The sequence below is a fragment of the Micropepsis pineolensis genome (assembly GCF_055392125.1).
Window position 1 is genome coordinate 2,671,118 of the sequence record NZ_AP042408.1, and the last position, 18,610, is coordinate 2,689,727.

The 18,610-nt window shown below is 59.0% G+C and carries 16 protein-coding genes; 5 read left to right on the forward strand and 11 right to left on the reverse strand.

Translation table 11 applies throughout. The annotated features are described in order from the left end of the window. Window positions 1-18: 18 nt before the first annotated feature. A complete protein-coding gene (locus tag ACZ5RI_RS11880; RefSeq protein WP_464513393.1) occupies window positions 19-534 on the forward strand; it encodes a CoA-binding protein in 516 nt (171 codons plus the stop codon). A 45-nt stretch (window positions 535-579) separates the two neighbouring features. Beyond that, on the forward strand, window positions 580-1,854 hold the full coding sequence (locus ACZ5RI_RS11885; protein ID WP_464513396.1) for an O-acetylhomoserine aminocarboxypropyltransferase: 1,275 nt from the start codon (window positions 580-582) through the stop codon (window positions 1,852-1,854). Window positions 1,855-1,947: 93 nt separating this feature from the next. Here the strand turns inward: ACZ5RI_RS11885 and ACZ5RI_RS11890 are convergent, their stop codons facing one another. Further along, on the reverse strand, window positions 1,948-3,243 hold the full coding sequence (locus ACZ5RI_RS11890) for an alkaline phosphatase family protein (protein WP_464513398.1): 1,296 nt from the start codon (window positions 3,241-3,243) through the stop codon (window positions 1,948-1,950). A gap of 167 nt (window positions 3,244-3,410) precedes the next feature. Between ACZ5RI_RS11890 and ACZ5RI_RS11895 the strand changes: the two genes are divergently transcribed. Together ACZ5RI_RS11895 and ACZ5RI_RS11900 are read left to right on the forward strand one after the other, a co-directional pair. Continuing rightward, window positions 3,411-4,994, forward strand: a complete 1,584-nt coding sequence (locus ACZ5RI_RS11895) for a carboxylesterase/lipase family protein (protein WP_464513401.1) — start codon at window positions 3,411-3,413, stop codon at window positions 4,992-4,994. A gap of 131 nt (window positions 4,995-5,125) precedes the next feature. After that, window positions 5,126-6,415 (forward strand): hypothetical protein, encoded by a 1,290-nt coding sequence (locus tag ACZ5RI_RS11900; protein WP_464513405.1) that lies wholly within the window; start codon window positions 5,126-5,128, stop codon window positions 6,413-6,415. Window positions 6,416-6,510: 95 nt separating this feature from the next. Here the strand turns inward: ACZ5RI_RS11900 and ACZ5RI_RS11905 are convergent, their stop codons facing one another. The 5 genes from ACZ5RI_RS11905 to ACZ5RI_RS11925 form a co-directional block, all read right to left on the reverse strand. Further along, window positions 6,511-7,953 (reverse strand): replicative DNA helicase, encoded by a 1,443-nt coding sequence (locus ACZ5RI_RS11905; RefSeq protein WP_464513408.1) that lies wholly within the window; start codon window positions 7,951-7,953, stop codon window positions 6,511-6,513. Window positions 7,954-8,223: 270 nt separating this feature from the next. After that, complete coding sequence (locus tag ACZ5RI_RS11910) at window positions 8,224-9,285, reverse strand: alkene reductase (RefSeq protein WP_464513411.1); 1,062 nt, start codon at window positions 9,283-9,285, stop codon at window positions 8,224-8,226. A 114-nt stretch (window positions 9,286-9,399) separates the two neighbouring features. Next, the gene (gmk, locus tag ACZ5RI_RS11915; RefSeq protein ID WP_464513414.1) at window positions 9,400-10,017 is read right to left on the reverse strand and encodes a guanylate kinase; all 618 of its coding nucleotides are present in this window, start codon (window positions 10,015-10,017) and stop codon (window positions 9,400-9,402) included. A 4-nt stretch (window positions 10,018-10,021) separates the two neighbouring features. Next, window positions 10,022-10,906, reverse strand: coding sequence for a YicC/YloC family endoribonuclease (locus tag ACZ5RI_RS11920; RefSeq protein WP_464513416.1), 885 nt, complete (start codon window positions 10,904-10,906; stop codon window positions 10,022-10,024). A 159-nt stretch (window positions 10,907-11,065) separates the two neighbouring features. Beyond that, complete coding sequence (locus ACZ5RI_RS11925; RefSeq protein ID WP_464513418.1) at window positions 11,066-13,426, reverse strand: methyl-accepting chemotaxis protein; 2,361 nt, start codon at window positions 13,424-13,426, stop codon at window positions 11,066-11,068. 292 nt (window positions 13,427-13,718) lie between these two features. Between ACZ5RI_RS11925 and ACZ5RI_RS11930 the strand changes: the two genes are divergently transcribed. Further along, window positions 13,719-14,024, forward strand: a complete 306-nt coding sequence (locus tag ACZ5RI_RS11930; protein ID WP_464513420.1) for a hypothetical protein — start codon at window positions 13,719-13,721, stop codon at window positions 14,022-14,024. 102 nt (window positions 14,025-14,126) lie between these two features. On the opposite strand, the gene mltG is transcribed toward ACZ5RI_RS11930, so the two are convergent. The 5 genes from mltG to fabD form a co-directional block, all read right to left on the reverse strand. Continuing rightward, window positions 14,127-15,107: an endolytic transglycosylase MltG gene (mltG, locus tag ACZ5RI_RS11935; protein ID WP_464513424.1), complete on the reverse strand. Its 981-nt coding sequence runs from the start codon at window positions 15,105-15,107 to the stop codon at window positions 14,127-14,129. Between the two features lie 75 nt (window positions 15,108-15,182). Next, a complete protein-coding gene (gene fabF / locus ACZ5RI_RS11940) occupies window positions 15,183-16,442 on the reverse strand; it encodes a beta-ketoacyl-ACP synthase II (RefSeq protein WP_464513427.1) in 1,260 nt (419 codons plus the stop codon). 14 nt (window positions 16,443-16,456) lie between these two features. Then, complete coding sequence (locus ACZ5RI_RS11945; protein ID WP_464513428.1) at window positions 16,457-16,693, reverse strand: acyl carrier protein; 237 nt, start codon at window positions 16,691-16,693, stop codon at window positions 16,457-16,459. Window positions 16,694-16,864: 171 nt separating this feature from the next. Continuing rightward, complete coding sequence (fabG, locus tag ACZ5RI_RS11950) at window positions 16,865-17,605, reverse strand: 3-oxoacyl-[acyl-carrier-protein] reductase (RefSeq protein WP_464513430.1); 741 nt, start codon at window positions 17,603-17,605, stop codon at window positions 16,865-16,867. Then, window positions 17,605-18,555 carry an ACP S-malonyltransferase gene (gene fabD / locus ACZ5RI_RS11955; RefSeq protein WP_464513432.1) on the reverse strand — a complete coding sequence of 317 codons (951 nt, stop codon included), beginning with the start codon at window positions 18,553-18,555 and terminating at the stop codon, window positions 17,605-17,607. Before fabD ends, fabG begins: the two co-directional genes overlap by 1 nt. Between the last annotated feature and the right edge of the window lie 55 nt (window positions 18,556-18,610).

Sequence of the window (18,610 nt, forward strand, 5' to 3'; positions counted from 1 at the left end):
GGGATGGAAAGACGCCCAATGCCTGACTACGCCGACAGTCTTATCAAATCCGTCCTGCGTTCAACCAAAGTGATCGCCATGATCGGTGCCAGTGCCAACCAACAACGCGCGAGCTATTTCGTGCTCGGCTACCTGCTCGACCACGGTTACGAAGTCCACCCGATCAACCCCGGTCTGGCCGGTCAGGAAATTCTCGGCCGCAAGGTCTATGCCGCACTGAAAGACGTGCCCGCCCCCGTTGATATGGTCGACGTGTTCCGCGCCGCCGATGCCGTGCCCGGCATTCTGGACGAGGTTCTGGCCGAAAAAGACCGCCTGGCGATCAAGACCCTGTGGTTGCAGCTTGGCATCGTGCATGAAGAAGCCGCCACAAAGGCCAGCATAGCGGGGCTTACCGTCATCATGGACCGATGTCCCAAGATCGAATATGGCCGTTTTTCCGGTGAAATCGGCTGGATGGGCGTTAATCGCGGCATCATCGACAATCGCAAGCCGGCGCTGTTCCGCAAGGGCGGCTCACTGAAGTGGAATTAAGTACTCGTGATTTTGGCGGGGCAAGGGCCCCAGAGGGAGAATAAAATGGCAGAGTATGGTTTCAATACGTTGAGTGTTCACGCTGGTGCCCAGCCCGATCCGGCCACCGGTGCCCGCATTACGCCGATTTATCAGACGGCATCCTACGTTTTTGAGAACGCCGAACAGGCCGCAGCCCGTTTTGGCCTGCGTGAATTCGGTAATATCTACTCGCGCCTGACCAACCCGACCACCTCGGTGCTGGAAGAACGCATTGCGGCACTGGAAGGCGGCTCGGCTGCCGTTGCCGTCTCCTCGGGCCACGCCGCACAGTTCTCGCTGTTGTTTGCGCTGCTCAGCCAGGGTGATGAATTCGTCGCCGCCACCCAGCTTTATGGCGGCTCGATCAACCAGTTCAGCCACACCTTCAAGCAGTTCGGCTGGAATGTGAAATGGGCCGACGGCACCAATCCCGAAAACTTCAAAAGCGTTATCACCGAAAAGACCAAGGCGATCTGGATCGAAAGCATCGCCAACCCGGCGGGCACCTTTACCGACATCGAAGCCATCGCCAAGATTGCCCACGCCCATAACATTCCGCTGATCGTCGACAACACGCTGGCGACGCCGTACCTGATCCGCCCGTTTGAATGGGGTGCCGACGTCATCACCCATTCGGGCACCAAATTCCTCAACGGTCACGGCAACTCGATCGCCGGTCTGGTGGTCGACAGCGGCAACTTCAATTTCGGCAATGGCCGCTACCCGCTGATCACCGATCCCAACCCGTCCTATCACGGGCTGAAGTTCTGGGAGACCTTCGGGCCGAAGCTGGCACTGGCCGTGGTGCTGCGCGCCCTGGCCCTGCGGGATCTGGGCCCGACGCTGGCCCCGTTCAATTCCTTCCTGACACTGACCGGTATCGAAACCCTGCCGCTGCGCGTGCAGCGCCATAGCGACAACGCCCTGACGGTGGCCAAATGGCTCAAGACCAACCCGCATGTGTCGTGGGTCAATTATGCCGGTCTGCCCGACAATCCGAGCTATCCGCTGCAGCAGAAATACGCCCCCAAGGGTGCGGGCAGCGTGTTTACCTTTGGCGTCAAAGGCGGCTTTGATGCCGGCAAGAAGCTGGTCGATAACGTCACGCTGTTCAGCCATCTGGCCAATATCGGTGACACGCGCAGCCTGATCATTCATCCGGCATCGACCACCCACAGCCAGCTTTCCGGCATTGAGCTGGAAAAGGCCGGTGCCGCCCCCGATGTGGTGCGCCTGTCGGTCGGTATTGAAGATCCGGCGGACCTGATCCGCGACCTTGAACAGGGTCTGGCCGCCTAAAAGGTCCGTTCCCCGTCTTAAAACCCCGTCACGCTCTCTCCCGACAGGGTTCACTGACGCCCCACTTCCTTACTCAGGGAAGTGGGGCTTTTTTTATCGGCTAAGATCGATGGCCTTACCATCGGTATCGCGGCCCGGCTTTAGCCCCTGCAAATGGAGCACCGTCGGGGCGACATCGATCATCCCGATCCGGGGCAGGATTTTGCCCGCCGCCACGCCATCGCCCCAGGCATAAAAGATTGCCTGCATGTCCGCCCGCTCGGGCAGAAAGCCATGCATGGCGTTAAACCATTTGACCTCGGGCGCATAAATCGCCGGTCCGGATGTGTTTTCTGCTCGCGCCGCAATATCGGGTTTCATCAGTTCATGCCCCTCAAACGCATAGGGCGGATGGGTGATGAGGAGCAGATCACCAACACGCGGCCCGTCACCAATCTGCACGAAGGCGGGAAAATGCCCCCTGCGATAGACCGCAAAAACATCGCGGTATTTCGCCAGCGCCTGCGCCACCCGCTGCGGATTTTCACCGGGCTTGAGATACAGCATCGCCGTGCCGCTGCCATACGCAGCTTCGGCCGTGAAATGATGCAGGCTTTCAAGCCGGTCGATATTGATGACTTTATCGACCTTGGTCATGCCGTGATCGGCACCAACCACCAGCGTCACCTTTGCCCCAGTGGGTTGGGCCACAATCGCGTCCATCAGCCGCCCGATAACCGCATCGGCCCGCGCTACGGCCAGCTTTGTCTTGTCGCCATGCACGCCATCGCCATGGGCGACAGAGTCCGGGTAGTCGAAATACAGCGCAATCAGGCGGGGCCGTTCAGTATCGGTGCGGTTCAGCGCCGCGATAGCTTTGGCGAGAATGGTCTCGTCATCCTCATGCGCGCTCCACGGCACCTCCGCATTGATGGTGCTGGCGGCAGCCCCGGTTTTGCTTGACCAGCGGCCGACGATATTAAATGCCGCCGCCTTCACGCCCTGCCGTTCAGCCGCCTGCCACACCGCCTCGCATCCGGTGCGCCAGGCGGCGTCGGCGCGATCTGCCTTGGTATCATAGCGGCCCCGCACCGGGTCACGGAATTCGTTGGCGACGATGCCATGCTTTTGCGGCTGGCAACCGGTCTGAAAGCTGGTGTGGTTGACCATCGACAAGGCTGGAAACACCGGAACGAGATGGCGGGAAGATACCCCCTCAGCCGCCAGCCGGTCGAAATGTGGCGTGGCGACACCCTCCATCATGAAAGGTGAAAAACCGTCAAACAGCACCACGACCACGGTGCGATCTGGTGCCGGTGCCCCACCGGCCCAGGCCGCCCCACCCACCATTGCCAATAAAACCGCCGCAGCGGCAGCCCTTAGCCCACCCAATTTTGCCATCTTACGCATGGCGTCCCCCAGCATCTGTGCAAAGGCGGCAGTACCACGCTTTTATGGCAAGGCCAAAACAGTACGGGCACCTCAGCCTTTTGTGATGCTACCGGTGTCAGGAATTGGTATATCCTTATTCGCGTAACAGACCGCAGCATAAAGCGGCATCGATAGCGGGGAGTATTATGGCTGGAAATTTTGGATGCAATCGGCGCATCCTGATCGGCGCTGGGGCCACCCTGGCCGCAGTGGGGGCCATCACCAGCCCGGCATTGGCCGGGGCGCCGGCCCGCCCGGTTGCCAAAACCGATGCCGGACCGGTGCGCGGCGAAAATCGCGACGGCATTCTGGTGTTCAAGGGCATCCGCTATGGCGCTGACACCCGCCTTACCCGGTTCCAGCCCCCCGTAAAGCCGAAGCCATGGCACAGTGTGCAGGACGCCACCCAGTACGGCCCAGCCTGCCCGCAGGCGAGCAAGGAAGCCGGACAGAGCGAGGATTGCCTGTTCCTCAATGTCTGGACCCCGGCCCTGCATGACGGGGCCAAACGGGCCGTGATGTTTTACATTCATGGCGGCGCCTATGCCGGGGGATCGGGTTCCGACCCGGTGACCGATGGCGCCAATTTAAGCCGCCGCGGCAATGTCGTGGTGGTCACCGTCAACCACCGGCTCAATGCCTTTGGCTATCTCTATCTTGGCAGCGACGGACCATGGCCCGACAGCGGCAATGCCGGGCAGCTTGATCTGATTGCCGCGCTGAAATGGGTGCGTGAAAACATCGCCGAATTTGGCGGTGATCCCAATACTGTCATGGTGTTTGGCCAGTCGGGCGGCGGGGCCAAGATCGCCACGCTGATGGCGATGGAAAAAGCCGCCGGATTGTTCCATCGCGCCACCACCATGAGCGGCCAACAGCTCACCGCATCCGGCCCCCTGCACGCCGCGGGGCGCACCGATGTGTATCTCAAAGCGCTGGGGCTGGACCGCAGTCGGCTAGCCGCACTGAACGAAGTGCCAACCGACGCTCTGGTGCAGGGGCTTAAAGCCACCGATCCGATCATCGGTTCGGGCGGGGTCTATTTCGGCCCGGTGCTCGACATGCGCAATCTGATGCGCCATCCATTTTACCCCGATGCCCCGGCGATCAGCGCCCAGATCCCGATGATGATCGGCAACGCCCATGATGAAACCCGCGCCTTCATTCAGGCTGACTGGGCCTACAATCTGACATGGGAAGATCTGCCCCAGCGACTGGCGGAAAACATGCGGGTGGACATACTGCCCGGCCATGTCATTGCCGAATACAAAAAGCTTTATCCCGGTATTTCAGCCAGTGATCTGTTCTTCGCCGCCACAACCGCATCACGGTCCTGGCGTGCCGCGATTGAAGAGGACGAGGCCCGTGCCAAGGCCGGATGCCCAGCCTTCGCCTATCAGGTTGATTGGCGCACGGTGCTGAACGGCGGCAAACTGCGCGCCCCGCACACCATCGATATTCCGCTCGCCTTCAACAACACCGATGTGCCCGGCGCCATCACCGGGACCGGCCCGGAGGCAAAAAAAATGGCTACCATCGTCAGCGAATGTTTCATCGCCTTTGCCAAGACCGGCAATCCGCAAAATGCCTTGGTTAATGACTGGCAACCTTATTCCCTGAAAAATCGCGAAACACTGTTGTTCAATTTACCTCCGCGTATGGTTAACGATCCACGTGGGGCGGAACGCCGGATATTCGAAAAAGTTCCGTTTATTCAGCAGGGTACCTAACTGACAGCCCTTCCTGATTGCGGACGCGGGTAAATCCTCCAGTAACAACTTGTGCGTTTTTCTCTCAAAAAATAAACGTAGTGGTTATATACATTCATTACCTTGTCGGTGATTGATGAGAGAGATCGGCCGTGCTGCAACAAACTCCGGTTGAGATCAGAGCTTTGGCATCGCCCGCCTTCCTGGAGCGCGGTTGTGTCAATGTGATTAGCATTGCCACAATCAAGGAAGAGGCGGGCCCACGTTGGGCGCGCATCCGTACCAACGTTTACGACCGGCTGGAAACACTGCTGCGTCAGCGCCTGGGTCCATCGGACTTTTTCGCCCGCATTGAAGAGACCAAATACATCGTCACCATGCCGTCGACCGAACCGGAAGACGTCAACATCATCTGCATGCGTGTCGCCTTTGATCTGTGTACCAACCTGCTCGGCCAATGCGACCTCAAACAGGTCAGGGTCCTTAAGGCGGTCAATGCTGGTGAAAACCAGATGCAGCTGGTGGAAATTCCCACCGAGCGGCTGTCGATCCTGGCGGAAAAAGCCGGACTGGGAAACGAGGAGGCGGCCCATCCACCAGCGCATGGCGGTGATGGGACCCATTTCAAGACCGATGATAATTTCCCCGCCACCAATCAGACCATCAATGTTCACGAGGGGGTCGACGACCGCGTCAAAACCCTGACTATTGTGCACCAGTTCGTGCCGCTGTGGTCGGCCGCCAACAATGCCATCACGACATACATTTGCGAACCGCGTCAGATCATGACGCTGGATATTCCCCGCCGCACCATCACGGTGCCGCAATTATCACTTAAAGAACGTGGCAAGATCGAGCTGGCAACTTTACGCGAAGGCGTTGCCAAGCTCACCTCCTGCATTGAAACCGGCAACCGTTTCATCCTCGCTCTGCCGGTTTCGTTCGATGTGCTGGGCACACCGAGCGGACGGCTGGAATATCTCAACGAATGTCGCAATTTCTCTAATCAGTACCGGCCCTATCTTGATTTCATCATCACCGATGTCCCGCACGGCATTGCACACACCCGCCTCAGCGATCTGGCCAATACATTGCGCCCGTTTGCCCGCAGCGTGTCGGCCACCGTGGCACCGGGCACCCGCAATCTGGCCCCCTATCACGGCATTGGCCTGCGCTCGATCGGCTATAACCGGCATGATTTTTTGCAGGAACATCTGTTACGCCACGAAGATGTTCATGCACTGGTGCAGGCGGCACGCGCCCAGCGGCTCAGCACGTTCCTGCTGGGGGTCCGTAAACTCAACACTCTGCAGATGGCCTATAGTGGCGGCATCCAGATGCTGAGCGGACCGGCCATACTGCCCGCCACCCCCGACCCCAAGGGCATGATGCGGCTAACCTGGGAAGAGATCGTCAACAGCCACACGCTGCTGTCGAGCTAAACCACCAGCAAGCCGCGACCCACTTTGGGGGGCGTTAGGCTTTCCCCTCGCAACGCCTGATCCAAAAACCGGTACCCACTTTTTGGGGCGTTGCGTTATTCCCCCGCCAGATTGGAGAAACGGGTGAAGCGGTCGTCGAACTGCAGCTCGAACGAATTGGTCGAGCCGTGGCGGTGTTTTTCGATCATCACCAGCGCCTTACCCTGTACCCGTTCCATCCGCTCGGCCCACTTACTGTGTTCCTTACGCTCGTCTTCCGCCCCGTTAAGGTCAGGTTCGCGCGATTTCAGATAATATTCTTCACGGTACACAAACATAACCACGTCGGCGTCCTGCTCAATCGAACCGGATTCACGTAAATCCGACAACACCGGGCGCTTATCATCACGGGCATCAACGCCACGCGACAGCTGCGACAGCGCCATTACCGGCACATTCAGTTCCTTGGCCAGGGTTTTGAGGCCTTTGGTGACTTCCGTAATTTCCTGCACGCGGTTTTCGGCTTTGCGCGACGGCGAGATCAGTTGCAGATAGTCGATAACGATCAGCCCGATATTCTTTTCGCGCTTCATGCGGCGGGACCGTGCCGCGATCTGTGCAATCGAGATACCGCCAGTATCGTCGATATAAAGCGGCAGGGTGGTCAGTTCCTGCATCGCCAGCACGAACTTCTCCCACTCGCTGTCGGAGAATTTACCGTTACGGATCTTGTACATCTCCAGCTCGGCCTGCTGCGACAGAATACGGGCGGCCAATTGCTGGGCGGCCATTTCGAGCGAGAAGAACAGCACCGGCGCACCGGCGGTGTTTTCTTCGCCCGCCGCCATATCCCGCACATAAAAACGCGCGGCGTTAAACGCCATGTTGGTGGCCAGCGCGGTCTTGCCCATACCCGGGCGACCGGCGACGATCAGAAGGTCGGATTGCTGCAAACCGCCGAGCAAACCGTCGATATCGGTCAGGCCGGTGGAAACGCCCGAAATGCGCCCACCACGAGCCTGGGCCTTTTCGGCAATCTCGACCGCGCGGCGCAAGGATTCCGAGAAATCGATCGGACCTTCGCCATATTTATTGGTTTCTGAAACGCGATAAAGCGCTTTTTCGGCATCGCCGATCAGATCCTGCGGCGTCTTATCCTGCGGCGATTCATAAGCCCCGTTGACGATATCCTCGCCGATGCGCACCAGCGTGCGGCGGGTGAACAGATCCTGCAGAATCTTCGACAGATCACGCACATTGGGCAGCGCCGGGGCGGCATCGGCCAGACTGCCCAGATAGGCATGACCGCCAACCTCGACCAGCCCCGGATCGGCCTTCATCGCGGCATGCAGGGTCAGCGGTGTGACCGCCATCGTGCCGCGCTCAAGGAAAACCGTCATGGTAGCGTAAATGCGCTGATGCAACGGATCGTAGAAATGCTCAGGCTTGAGCTGACCGGCGACGGCCTCCAGCGCGGCATTATCAACCAATATCGCGCCGAGCAGTGCCTGCTCGACTTCGATGTCATAAGGGACGTGACGAACGGCTTCGCGATCCATACTGTTGCCCATGTGGTAGCAAAAGACGCGAATCAACAGACATGCCCCCCTCCCCGCAAGAGGGAAAACGCACTCGCCCCACTTTCATGAACAGTTTAATGCCACTGGCGACATAATCTTGCCCGCTGAGCGCACCACAGCAACATTCGCTTGCATATTTTCGTGGCAATTGTCCGTATGTCTCAAGGGACATGGCCCATAACAGTACCGCCTGCCCAGCTCGTTACAGCGTGACAGGCGGCAACCGTCATCAAAATGTCTTCAGAACGCTTATTGGGCAGCAAGCGCGGGATAATCCGTGTACCCCACTTCACCGGCCCCATAAAAAGTTTCCATATTATAGGGATTGAGCGGCGCACCGGTGCGCAGGCGTTCCACCAGATCGGGATTGGAAATGTAATCCTTGCCAAAGGAAATCGCATCGGCCCAACCGGCATCCAGTGCGGCCTGCGCCGTCTCACCGGTGAAGCCTTCATTGCCAATCAGCGGACCGCCGAACGCCTTTTTTACCGCCGGGGCGATGCTGTCATCACCGCTATGTTCACGCAGGAACAGGAAGGCGATACCGCGTTTGCCCAACTCGCGCGCCGCATAGCTGAAGGTGGCGAGCGGATTACTGTCGCTCATTTCGAAGCTGTCACCACGGGGGGCGAAATGCACACCGACCCGGCCGGCACCCCACACCGAAATGGCAGCGTCCGTCACTTCCAACAGCAGGCGTGCCCGGTTCTCGACCGGCCCGCCATAGGCATCCGTGCGTTTGTTGGTGCCATCCTGCAAAAACTGATCAATCAGATAGCCGTTGGCGGCATGGATCTCGACACCATCAAAACCGGCCAGTTTGGCGTTCTCGGCAGCCCGGCGATAGGACGCGATCAAAGCCGGAATCTCGACCAGCTCCAGCGCCCGCGGCGTCACATAGGACCGCATCGGCCGCAAGAGACGGACATGGCCAGACGGCGCAATCGGGCTGGGCGCGACCGGTAAGGCCCCCATCAACAGCTCGGGGTCGGAAATGCGCCCGACATGCCATAACTGCATGACAATGGTGCCGCCCTTTTCATGCACGGCCTCAACAATCGGCTTCCAGGCTTCGACCTGCTCGGGCGAATAGATTCCCGGCGTAGCGGCATAGCCCGCCGCCAGAGGGTCAATCACCGTGGCTTCGGTCAGGATCAGCCCGGCCGTGGACCGCTGCCGGTAATACTTCACCATGACCGGTGTCGGTACCCGGCGGTCAGCCGTGGCACGGGCCCGCGTCAGCGGCGCCATGACCAGGCGGTTGGCAAGCTTCAAATCACCAAATTTTGTAGGATCAAAAAGGGATGGCATCGCAGGATCTTTCTGTAGGGGCAGCGCATTGTAATCGTGATTGTTACAGAAAATAAGAACCCGCCCATGGCTCTGCAAGGGCGGGTCCGCAACCATTTGCGCAAGGGGGCCGAATTACTCTTGCAGCAGGCCCGCAACGAAACCGTGCAGGCCCGGCTGACGCACCCGTTTCAGCCGCTCGGCCTTCAGAATACTGACAATCTGGGTGAACGCGGTTTCAAGATCGTCGTTAACCACGACATAGTCATATTCGGCCCAATGGCTCATCTCGTCATTAGCCTTGGCCATACGGGCGGTCAGCACATCCTGGGGCTCGTTCCTGCCGGTCAGGCGCTTGACCAGCTCGGCCTTGGATGGCGGCAGGATGAAAACCCGCACCAGATCCGCCGGCACCTTCTGGCTGAGCTGCTGGGTGCCCTGCCAGTCGATATCGAACAGCACATCACGGCCACGGGCCAGCGCATCCATCACCGGGGCCTTGGGCGTGCCGTAACGGTTCTCAAACACCGTGGCATATTCGAGAAACTCGTTCTCGCTCACCATATGTTCGAAGTCGGGCCGGTTGACGAAATAATAGTCCTTACCGTTGACCTCGCCGGGGCGGGGAAACCGCGTCGTCGCCGAAACGCTCAAGGTAATGTTGGCATCGCTGGCCAGCAGCCTGCGCGCCAGGGTCGATTTACCCGCCCCTGACGGCGACGACAGCACCAGCATCAAACCACGCCGATCCATCACATCACTCCACATTTGCCGATTGTTCGCGAAACTGATCGATCACCGACTTCAGTTCAAGACCAATCGTCGTCAATTCAACATCCGAGGATTTTGAGCATAAGGTGTTGGCTTCGCGATTAAATTCCTGTGATAGGAAATCAAGCTTGCGGCCCGCCGCAGCACCCACATCCACCAGCCGCCGGGCTTCAGCGACATGGGCAGTCAGCCGGTCCAGTTCCTCGCGGACATCGGCACGCACCGCCAGCAATGCCACTTCCTGCGCCAGCCGTTCCGGCGTCACCGTACCGGGGGCAACCAGATCGGCCAGCTGTGCCACCAGACGATCACGCAACGCGGCAGGCTGGGTTGCCGCCAGAGTGGCCGCCTTTTGTGTCAACTGTTCGATGGCATCGATATCGCCAGACAGCAAAGTGGTAAGCTTGGCGCCTTCGTTAGCGCGCGCCTCGGCCAGGGCCGCAAAGCATGCCTCCAGCGTGACCAGAACAGCCTCAGCAGCGGCGGCTTTTTCTTCGCGCTCATCACCCTCATCATCCTGCACAATGACGCCCTTGAGCGCCAGCAAGCCATCTACGCGGGCAGGCGATAAACCGGTCTGCATTGCCACATCTTTGGCAATGGCCACGGCGGCATCCAGCGCCGCTTTATCAATGCGCAGGCCTTGGGTGATCCCGGCCTTTTCCAGCGTCAGGGTGACCTGCAAATTTCCCCGCTTGAAATGGGCGGCAGCCAGAGCACGAACCTTAGCCTCGATCGCCTCGAACCCCGGCGGCAGGCGCAGGCGCAGCTCAAGCCCGCGACCATTAACGCTTTTGGCCTCCCAGCGCCAATGCGCCCAATCATTTGCACCCTGCGCATCGGCGAAACCGGTCATGCTGACAAGCGCCATGGAATACCTTTCCTGCTTAAGCCCCGACCGTGTCGCCACCAGCGGAACCTATCTACGGCTTAAAAAAATAGCGGACGGAAGAAGACTCTTCCGTCCGCTAGGATATTCCGCCCCCCGGTGGAGGGCAATGCGCTGCCGCATGACGCAGCAGAGCGGTGCTTAAAATTCTTCCCACTTCTCGTCCGGCTTGGAGAGTTTCTTCGACACCATCACCGCAGCCGCCTTTTGCGCCGGGGTGGGGTGAGCCGTGGACGCCGCTGTCGGCACAGCCTTCAGCATTGGCACCGGGCGCCGCGCAGATTCCGAACGGACCGGGGTTTCCGGTTTAGCCTCAGCCGCAGGGCCAGAATTCTTGGCAACAGCCTGACGGATCTGAGAAATCTTGGCCAGCGGGGCTTCACGATAGCCTTCAACCTTGAACCGGTTGAGCAGCTGCACCAGTTCTTCGGCCTGCTCGGCCAGAGAACGGCTGGCAACGGTGGTTTCCTGCACCATAGCCGAGTTCTGCTGGGTCACCGCATCCATATCGTTGACGGCGGTATTGATCTGCTCCAGCCCGGTCGACTGTTCCTTGGCCGACGCCGCGATCTGCCCGACAACATCGTTGATGCCAACGATCTGCGAGACGATACGTTCCAGCGTCTTGCCGGTTTCGCCGACCAGCTCGACACCCTGATGCACCTTGGTGCTCGAGATGCCGATCAGGCTCTTGATTTCCTTGGCCATCTTGGCGGTGCGATGCGACAGCTCGCGCACCTCGGTCGCGACCACGGCAAAACCGCGCCCCGCTTCACCGGCACGCGCCGCCTCGACACCGGCGTTCAGGGCCAACAGGTTGGTCTGGAACGCGATTTCGTCAATGGCACCAACGATCTGGCTGATCTGATCGGAGGAGGTCCGAATCTCGTTCATCGCCTGAACCGCATCGGTAACAACGTGGCCGGAGCCGACGGCATCTTCCTTGGCGGCAGAGATCGACACGCCGACATTGGCGGCGCCTTCAGCGGTGGACTTGACCGTCGCGGTGATCTCGTCGAGTGCCGCCGCCGTCTCTTCCAGCGTTGCCGCCTGATGTTCGGTGCGCTTGGACAGATCATCGACCGCCAGATTGACATCGCCCGAGCCGGACTGAATCACGCTGGTGACTTCGCGGATGGTGCTTAAGGTTTCGCCCATCTTGTCGAGCGCGGCATTAAAGTCGTCGCGCAGGCGACGATATTCCGGCGGCACCGTACCCGAAATACGATAGGTCAGATCGCCTTCAGCCAGATGGTCGAGACCGGCGGCCAGCATGGCCACCACTTCGGCCTGTTCCAGGGCTTTGGCTTCCTGTGTCGCCTGATGCTCCTCACGCAGGCGCACAATGCGCTGCTGATTTTCGCGGAAAGCTTCCAACGCGGTAACCAGCGCCGCACCGGTGGCCTGCAAGGTGGTGGCCCGCGACACTTTGGCGCCACTGCCGCCCTCACCGCCCATGGTCTCGGCCTGAATGTCGGCGGTGACCTTGGTGATGACCTGCAACGTGCTTTCCAGCTCAGCGATAGTGCGATTAAAATCGGCCTGCAGCGTGCGATACTCTTCCGGGAACTGCTCGCTCAAGCGGTAGGTCAGATCGCAGGCCGCCAGATGGTCAAGCGCGGTACCCAGCGCGGCAATAACCCCGGCCACTTCCTTGGCCCGGGCAGCCTGCGCTTCCTCATTTTCCTTGCGCATCTGAATCATGCGCAGCTGATTGTCGCGGAAGACCGTCAGCGAACGGATAATCGCCCCCATCTCGTCCTTGCGTTCGAGAGCAGCCAGATCAATCCCGTTATCACCGCCCGCCAGCTTTTCGGTGGCATCGGCAATTTTGCGGATATCGTCACGGGTATTGAACGCGCTGATCCAGGCGACGCCGAGCACTAACAAAAATGTGATGAGCGCTTCTAGGCCAAGCAGCCAGCTGGTACGCACCGCAGCGGCCTCGCTGTCGGCGGCGCTGGCATTGGTGGCATCCTGGGTCTGTTTCACCACAGTGGCCAGCGTTGCAACCATCTGCTTATAGCTGGCTTCAAACGGTTCAATGAAACTGGCGGCGGCGGAAAAATCGGCGGTCATCATGCTGCCAACCAGATCAGCAGCACTACGGGTTTCTTCCACCTGCTTACGCAGTTTGGCGAATTGCGGGCGCTCGTCTTCGGGCGCGGCATCCTCGACCGTTTTGACGTCCTTTTCGATCTGAGCCAGATCCGACACCAGAGCCTTGCTCTGCGCCTCGATCTTGTTGGGCTCGATCTTGCCGGCCTGATGGGTCAGCAGCAGATACAATCGACCGTGCGTTTCGGTAATTCGCTCGGAAATCCGTTGAATCTGGATGCTGTTGGCCATGTCGACATGGACGGCCTTCTGGAATTCCGCCACGGACTGCATCTGGGCGTAAACGGCAACCCCCGCCGTTACCGCCAACATGAACAGTGCCAAAACCGGCGCGAACCCAATCTTAACGATAAGCGGCAAATCAGCCAGACGAATACGCTTCACGACACTTCCCCGTTAACTGATCGTCGCGTGATGCTCCAAGTGTGAACACACGCCGTCACCTTTTATTATCATAAGCAGCAAATTATGCCACACGTACCAGAATAAAAAACAAGCTACTAACGCATACCTTATAAAAGCCTCAAATCCTTTACTACTTGTTAAGGCTAACCGAGAGAGTTGTCATATCGCTGACAGCTTGTCGTTTACGTTAATTATCACTAAAGTTGCCAGATATGGTCCACGGAGAAACCGGGGAACACGAAACCGTAAGCACTTGAGAGACTATAAGCCCATGCGTAAGTATTTTGTCCTGGCGGTCGCGCTGACCGGGATTGCACTGACGGCCGGGGGAGTTCAGGCCGCCAGTTTGGCTGAAGCCTATTCCACCTGTGTCAGTAAATTTGCCAGCCCGAAGCAGAGCGCGTCCGTGATGCTGCAATGCACCGCGGCCGACGGCAAGCTGACCGACTGCAAAGTGTTGGAAGCGCCAACCCCGAGCAATGGCTTTGACAAGGCTGCGATCTGCGTTGCCGATGCCATTCCAGTTGGTTCCAAGACCGGCTCGATCAAAGTTCCAATTCGCTTTCAGGCGAACTGATCTGGCCTAACTGCACAGCGTGCGGCTTAATCCTCAAAGCCGCACGCTTGATGCGAAGATAAATATAGAATTTTAGTAAAACTTAATCACTCTGCTTACGGATTATTTTTTAGCCTGTTGTTTCTCAAGCTTACGCCAATGGCGCACATTACGAACCTGCTCATCTATGGTAGCGGCGAAGGCATGGCCGCCGCTGCCATCCGCGACAAAATACAAATCTTTGGTATCAGCCGGATTGAGCACCGCAGCCAGTGAGTCGCGCCCCGGGTTACAGATTGGCCCGGCCGGCAGGCCCGTCACCACATAGGTGTTGTAGGGCGAGCTGCCCTTAATCTCGCTCTCACGGATACCGCGGCCAAGCGGATAGCCCTTGGTAATGCCGTAGATGATCGTCGGGTCGGATTGCAGCTTCATGCCCTGACGCAGCCGGTTGATGAAGACCGATGCGACATGGCGCCGTTCCTCGGGCAGTGCAGTTTCCTTCTCGACCACCGAAGCCATGATCACCGCTTCGCGCTTAGTTCTGAACGGCAGCCCCTTGGCGCGGGTTTCCCACAACTGGTCGATCACATCCTGCTGCGCTTTTTGCATCTTGGCGAGGATTTCGGTCCGCGTTGTACCGCGCTGGAATAAATAGGTTTCCGGCAGCAGACTGCCTTCTTCCGGTGTTGCAGGTTTATCACCGGTCAGCGCCGGATTGTCGGCAAGGATATTGACCGCCATCTGGCTGGTCAGCCCTTCGGCAACGGTCACCTTATAGACCAGCACACGGCCATCGGCGATCTGATCGGCAATAGCCTTCATGCTGGCGCCGCTTGCGATGGCGTAATCGCCCGCCTTGAGCAGATGGGCCCGCCCGGTCAGGCGCGCCCCGACCATAAAGACATCATCGTCAGCAATCACCCCGGCGCCTTTTAACGCCCGGGCGATGCCACGTAAGCCTATACCGGATTTGATGGTGACAATCGTCTCATTGCCCTTGGCCGCTTGTGGACCCGGGCGCGTATAGACGGAATAGCCCCACTGCGCGATGCCGGCGATAACCACCGCCAGCACCACGATCAGAGCCAAAAACTTTTTCATGTGATCGGCCTTTAAACAGCATCCGCCGATCTGAAAAAGAGAGGGGCGGACCCAAATATTGCCCCTACCCTGCCGTTATGCCACTGCCTTGAAAATCAGCGAGGCATTGGTCCCACCGAAGCCAAAGGAGTTGGACATTGCTACCTGGACCGACCGCTTCTTGGCCACATGAGGCACCAGATCAAGCCGGGTCTCATGTTCAGGATTGTCCAGATTAATTGTCGGCGGCACGATCTGATCGCGCATTGCCAACAAACAGAAAACCGCTTCGACAGCACCGGCAGCGCCCAACAGATGGCCAATTGCCGATTTGGTCGAACTCATTGATACGCTGCTGGCAGCATCACCCAGCAGACGTTCAACCGCCCGGGCCTCGATCCAGTCCGCCATGGTCGACGTGCCATGGGCATTGACGTAATCGATTTCGGACACCGCAATACCAGCGCGCTTGACCGCCATTTCCATGGCGCGGAAGCCGCCATTGCCGTCTTCCGACGGCGCCGTGATATGATAGGCATCGCCCGACAGGCCATAACCGATCACCTCACCATAGATTTTGGCGCCACGGGCTTTGGCATGCTCGTATTCCTCAAGCATGACAATGCCGGAACCCTCACCCATGACGAATCCATCATGGTCCTTGTCATAGGGGCGCGAGGCCTTTTCAGGCGTATCGTTGAACCCGGTCGACAAAGCGCGGCAGGCGTTAAACCCGGCGATACCAAGCGGGCAGACCGCCCCTTCGGCACCACCGGCCAACATCAGATCGGCATCGTCATACGCAATCAGACGGGCCGCATCGCCAATGGCGTGCGAACCGCTGGCGCAGGCCGTCACCACCGAGTGGTTGGGGCCTTTAAAACCATGGTCGATCGAAACATAACCGGATGCCAGATTGATCAGGCGTCCAGGAATGAAGAAGGGCGAAATGCGCCTTGGCCCCTTTTCTTGCAGGACCAAAGAAGCCTGCGCAATACCGTCGAGACCACCGATACCTGCGCCAATCATGACGCCGGTGCGGCAACGTTCCTCTTCGGTCTGAGGCACCCAACCGCTGTCAGCCACGGCCTGTTTGGCCGCGGCGACTGCGTAAACGATGAAGTCGTCGACCCGGCGTTGTTCCTTGGGATCGAACCACGCATCAGGATTAAAGGTGCCGTCCTCGCCGGTCCCCCGCGGCACTTCACACGCGATCTTCGTCGCGAAACCCTCTGTCGAGAATTTCGTGATCGCTTTTGCACCAGATTGGCCGGCCAAAAGGCGCGACCAGCTAATATCAACACCACACCCTAACGGGGTGACGAGACCAAGCCCCGTGACGACGACTCTACGCATAGCGCCCAACTTTATTAGGCGTTAGCTTTTTCGATGTACTTAACCGCATCGCCAAAGGTGACGATGGATTCAGCGGCATCGTCGGGAATTTCGATACCGAATTCCTCTTCGAATGCCATGACCAGCTCGACCGTATCCAGGCTGTCGGCGCCCAGATCGTCGATGAAGGACGCGGCTTCAACGACCTTTTCGGCATCAACGTTCAGATGCTCGACAACGATCTTCTTAACGCGTTCGGCAGTATCGCTCATTGCTGTTTAGGCCTCTCTTCTGCATTTTACGGCCGCATTCGGAACAACCCAGCCCGCGGCAACGGCATTTCGATTAACAACTCTTATGGGGGAGTGCAAGCGCAGCAACCCCAAAAGGCCATCTTGTTTACCAAGACGGCCCCCTCAAGGGCCCCGAAGGGCACCCCAAGTTTACGAAATCATCGCCATCCCGCCATTGACGTGGATGGTCTGACCGGTGACATAACCGGCCTCTTCGCTGGCCAGATATACCACTGCGTGGGCAATGTCATCAGCCGAGCTGAGGCGACCGAGCGGAATCTTCTGCAACAGGGCCGCCTTAACCTCGTCCGACAGGACATCGGTCATCGGAGTCTTAACAAAACCGGGGGCAACACAGTTGGCGGTGACGCCGCGGCTGGCCACTTCCTGGGCCAGCGACTTGGACATGGCGGTAATACCCGCCTTGGTCGCCGAATAGTTGCACTGACCGGGGTTGCCCGTGGCACCCACAATCGACGAGATCGAGATGATACGGCCAAAGCGCTTTTTGATCATACCGCGCAGGAAAGCACGCGACAGGCGGAATACCGCCGTCAGATTAACGGCGAGAACGGCATCCCATTCCTCGTCCTTCATGCGCATCATCAGATTGTCGCGGGTGATACCGGCATTATTGACCAGAATATCGACCGAACCAGCCAGTTCCTCGACAGCCTTGGGCAAATCGGCAACCGCCGCCGCGTCGGTGACATTGCACACCAGGGCGTGAGCACGCTCACCCAGCTCGGCTTTGAGCTTCTCAACACCCTCGGGGCGCATATCGACCAGCACCACCGTGGCACCCTGCGCATGCAGGGCACGGGCGGTCGCGCCGCCGATGCCGCCGCCGGCACCGGTGATGAGGGCAACTTTTCCAGAAAGATCGAACATCACAGGGTCCTCGCAAAGGTTTCAAGATCGTCGGGGGTATCAAGACCGGTGGTGGCCAGAGTCTTGTCGATCCGCCGCACCATACCGCTTAACACTTTATTCCCACCGCATTCCACCGTGGCATCAATACCGGCTGCGGCAAGCCCGGCGATGCTTTCACGCCAGCGCACCCGCCCGCAAACCTGCTCAACCAGCTGGCGGCGGATGGTATCGGGATCACGCGTTTCCGCCGCCGTAACATTGGCAATCAGTCCGACTTTGGGGGCCTGAATCTGGACTGCCGCCAGCGCTTCGGCCATTTTTTCGGCCGCAGGCTTCATCAGGGGCGAATGGAACGGCGCACTCACCGCCAGCGGTACGACTCGCTTGGCACCCTTGGCCTTGGCGATCTCGCCAGCCCGGACCACCGTCGCAGCAAGGCCGGAAATCACCACCTGACCAGAGGCATTGTCGTTGGCGACCACGCACAAAGCATTGGCCTCGGTAGCGGCAGCAACGGCTTCAGCCGCCACCGCTTCGGCAAAATCAATCTCAACGCCGATCAGCGCGCTCATCGCGCCCACGCCCACCGGCACGGCGGCCTGCATGGCCAGACCGCGAATCTTCAAAAGCCGCGCCGCATCGGCCAGCGTGAAACTGCCAGCAGCGGCCAACGCGCTGTATTCGCCCAACGAATGTCCTGCGACCAGCCTGGCGTGCTTGGCCCAGTCGAAACCGGCCTGCTCGAGCACCCGCACCACCGCCATGCTGACGGCCATAATGGCAGGTTGAGCATTTTCCGTCAGTGTCAGCTCGTCAGCAGGGCCTTCCCACATCAGGCGAGACAGGTTCTGCGACAGAGCCTCGTCGACTTCGGCAAACACATCACGGGCCGGGGCGAAGGCCTCGGCCAGGACTTTGCCCATACCGACAGCCTGACTGCCCTGACCGGGAAAAAGAATTGCACGCATTGCGCTACCCATAAAAATCGGGCGCGAGACAAATCAAGCGCCGGACGTTAAGTCA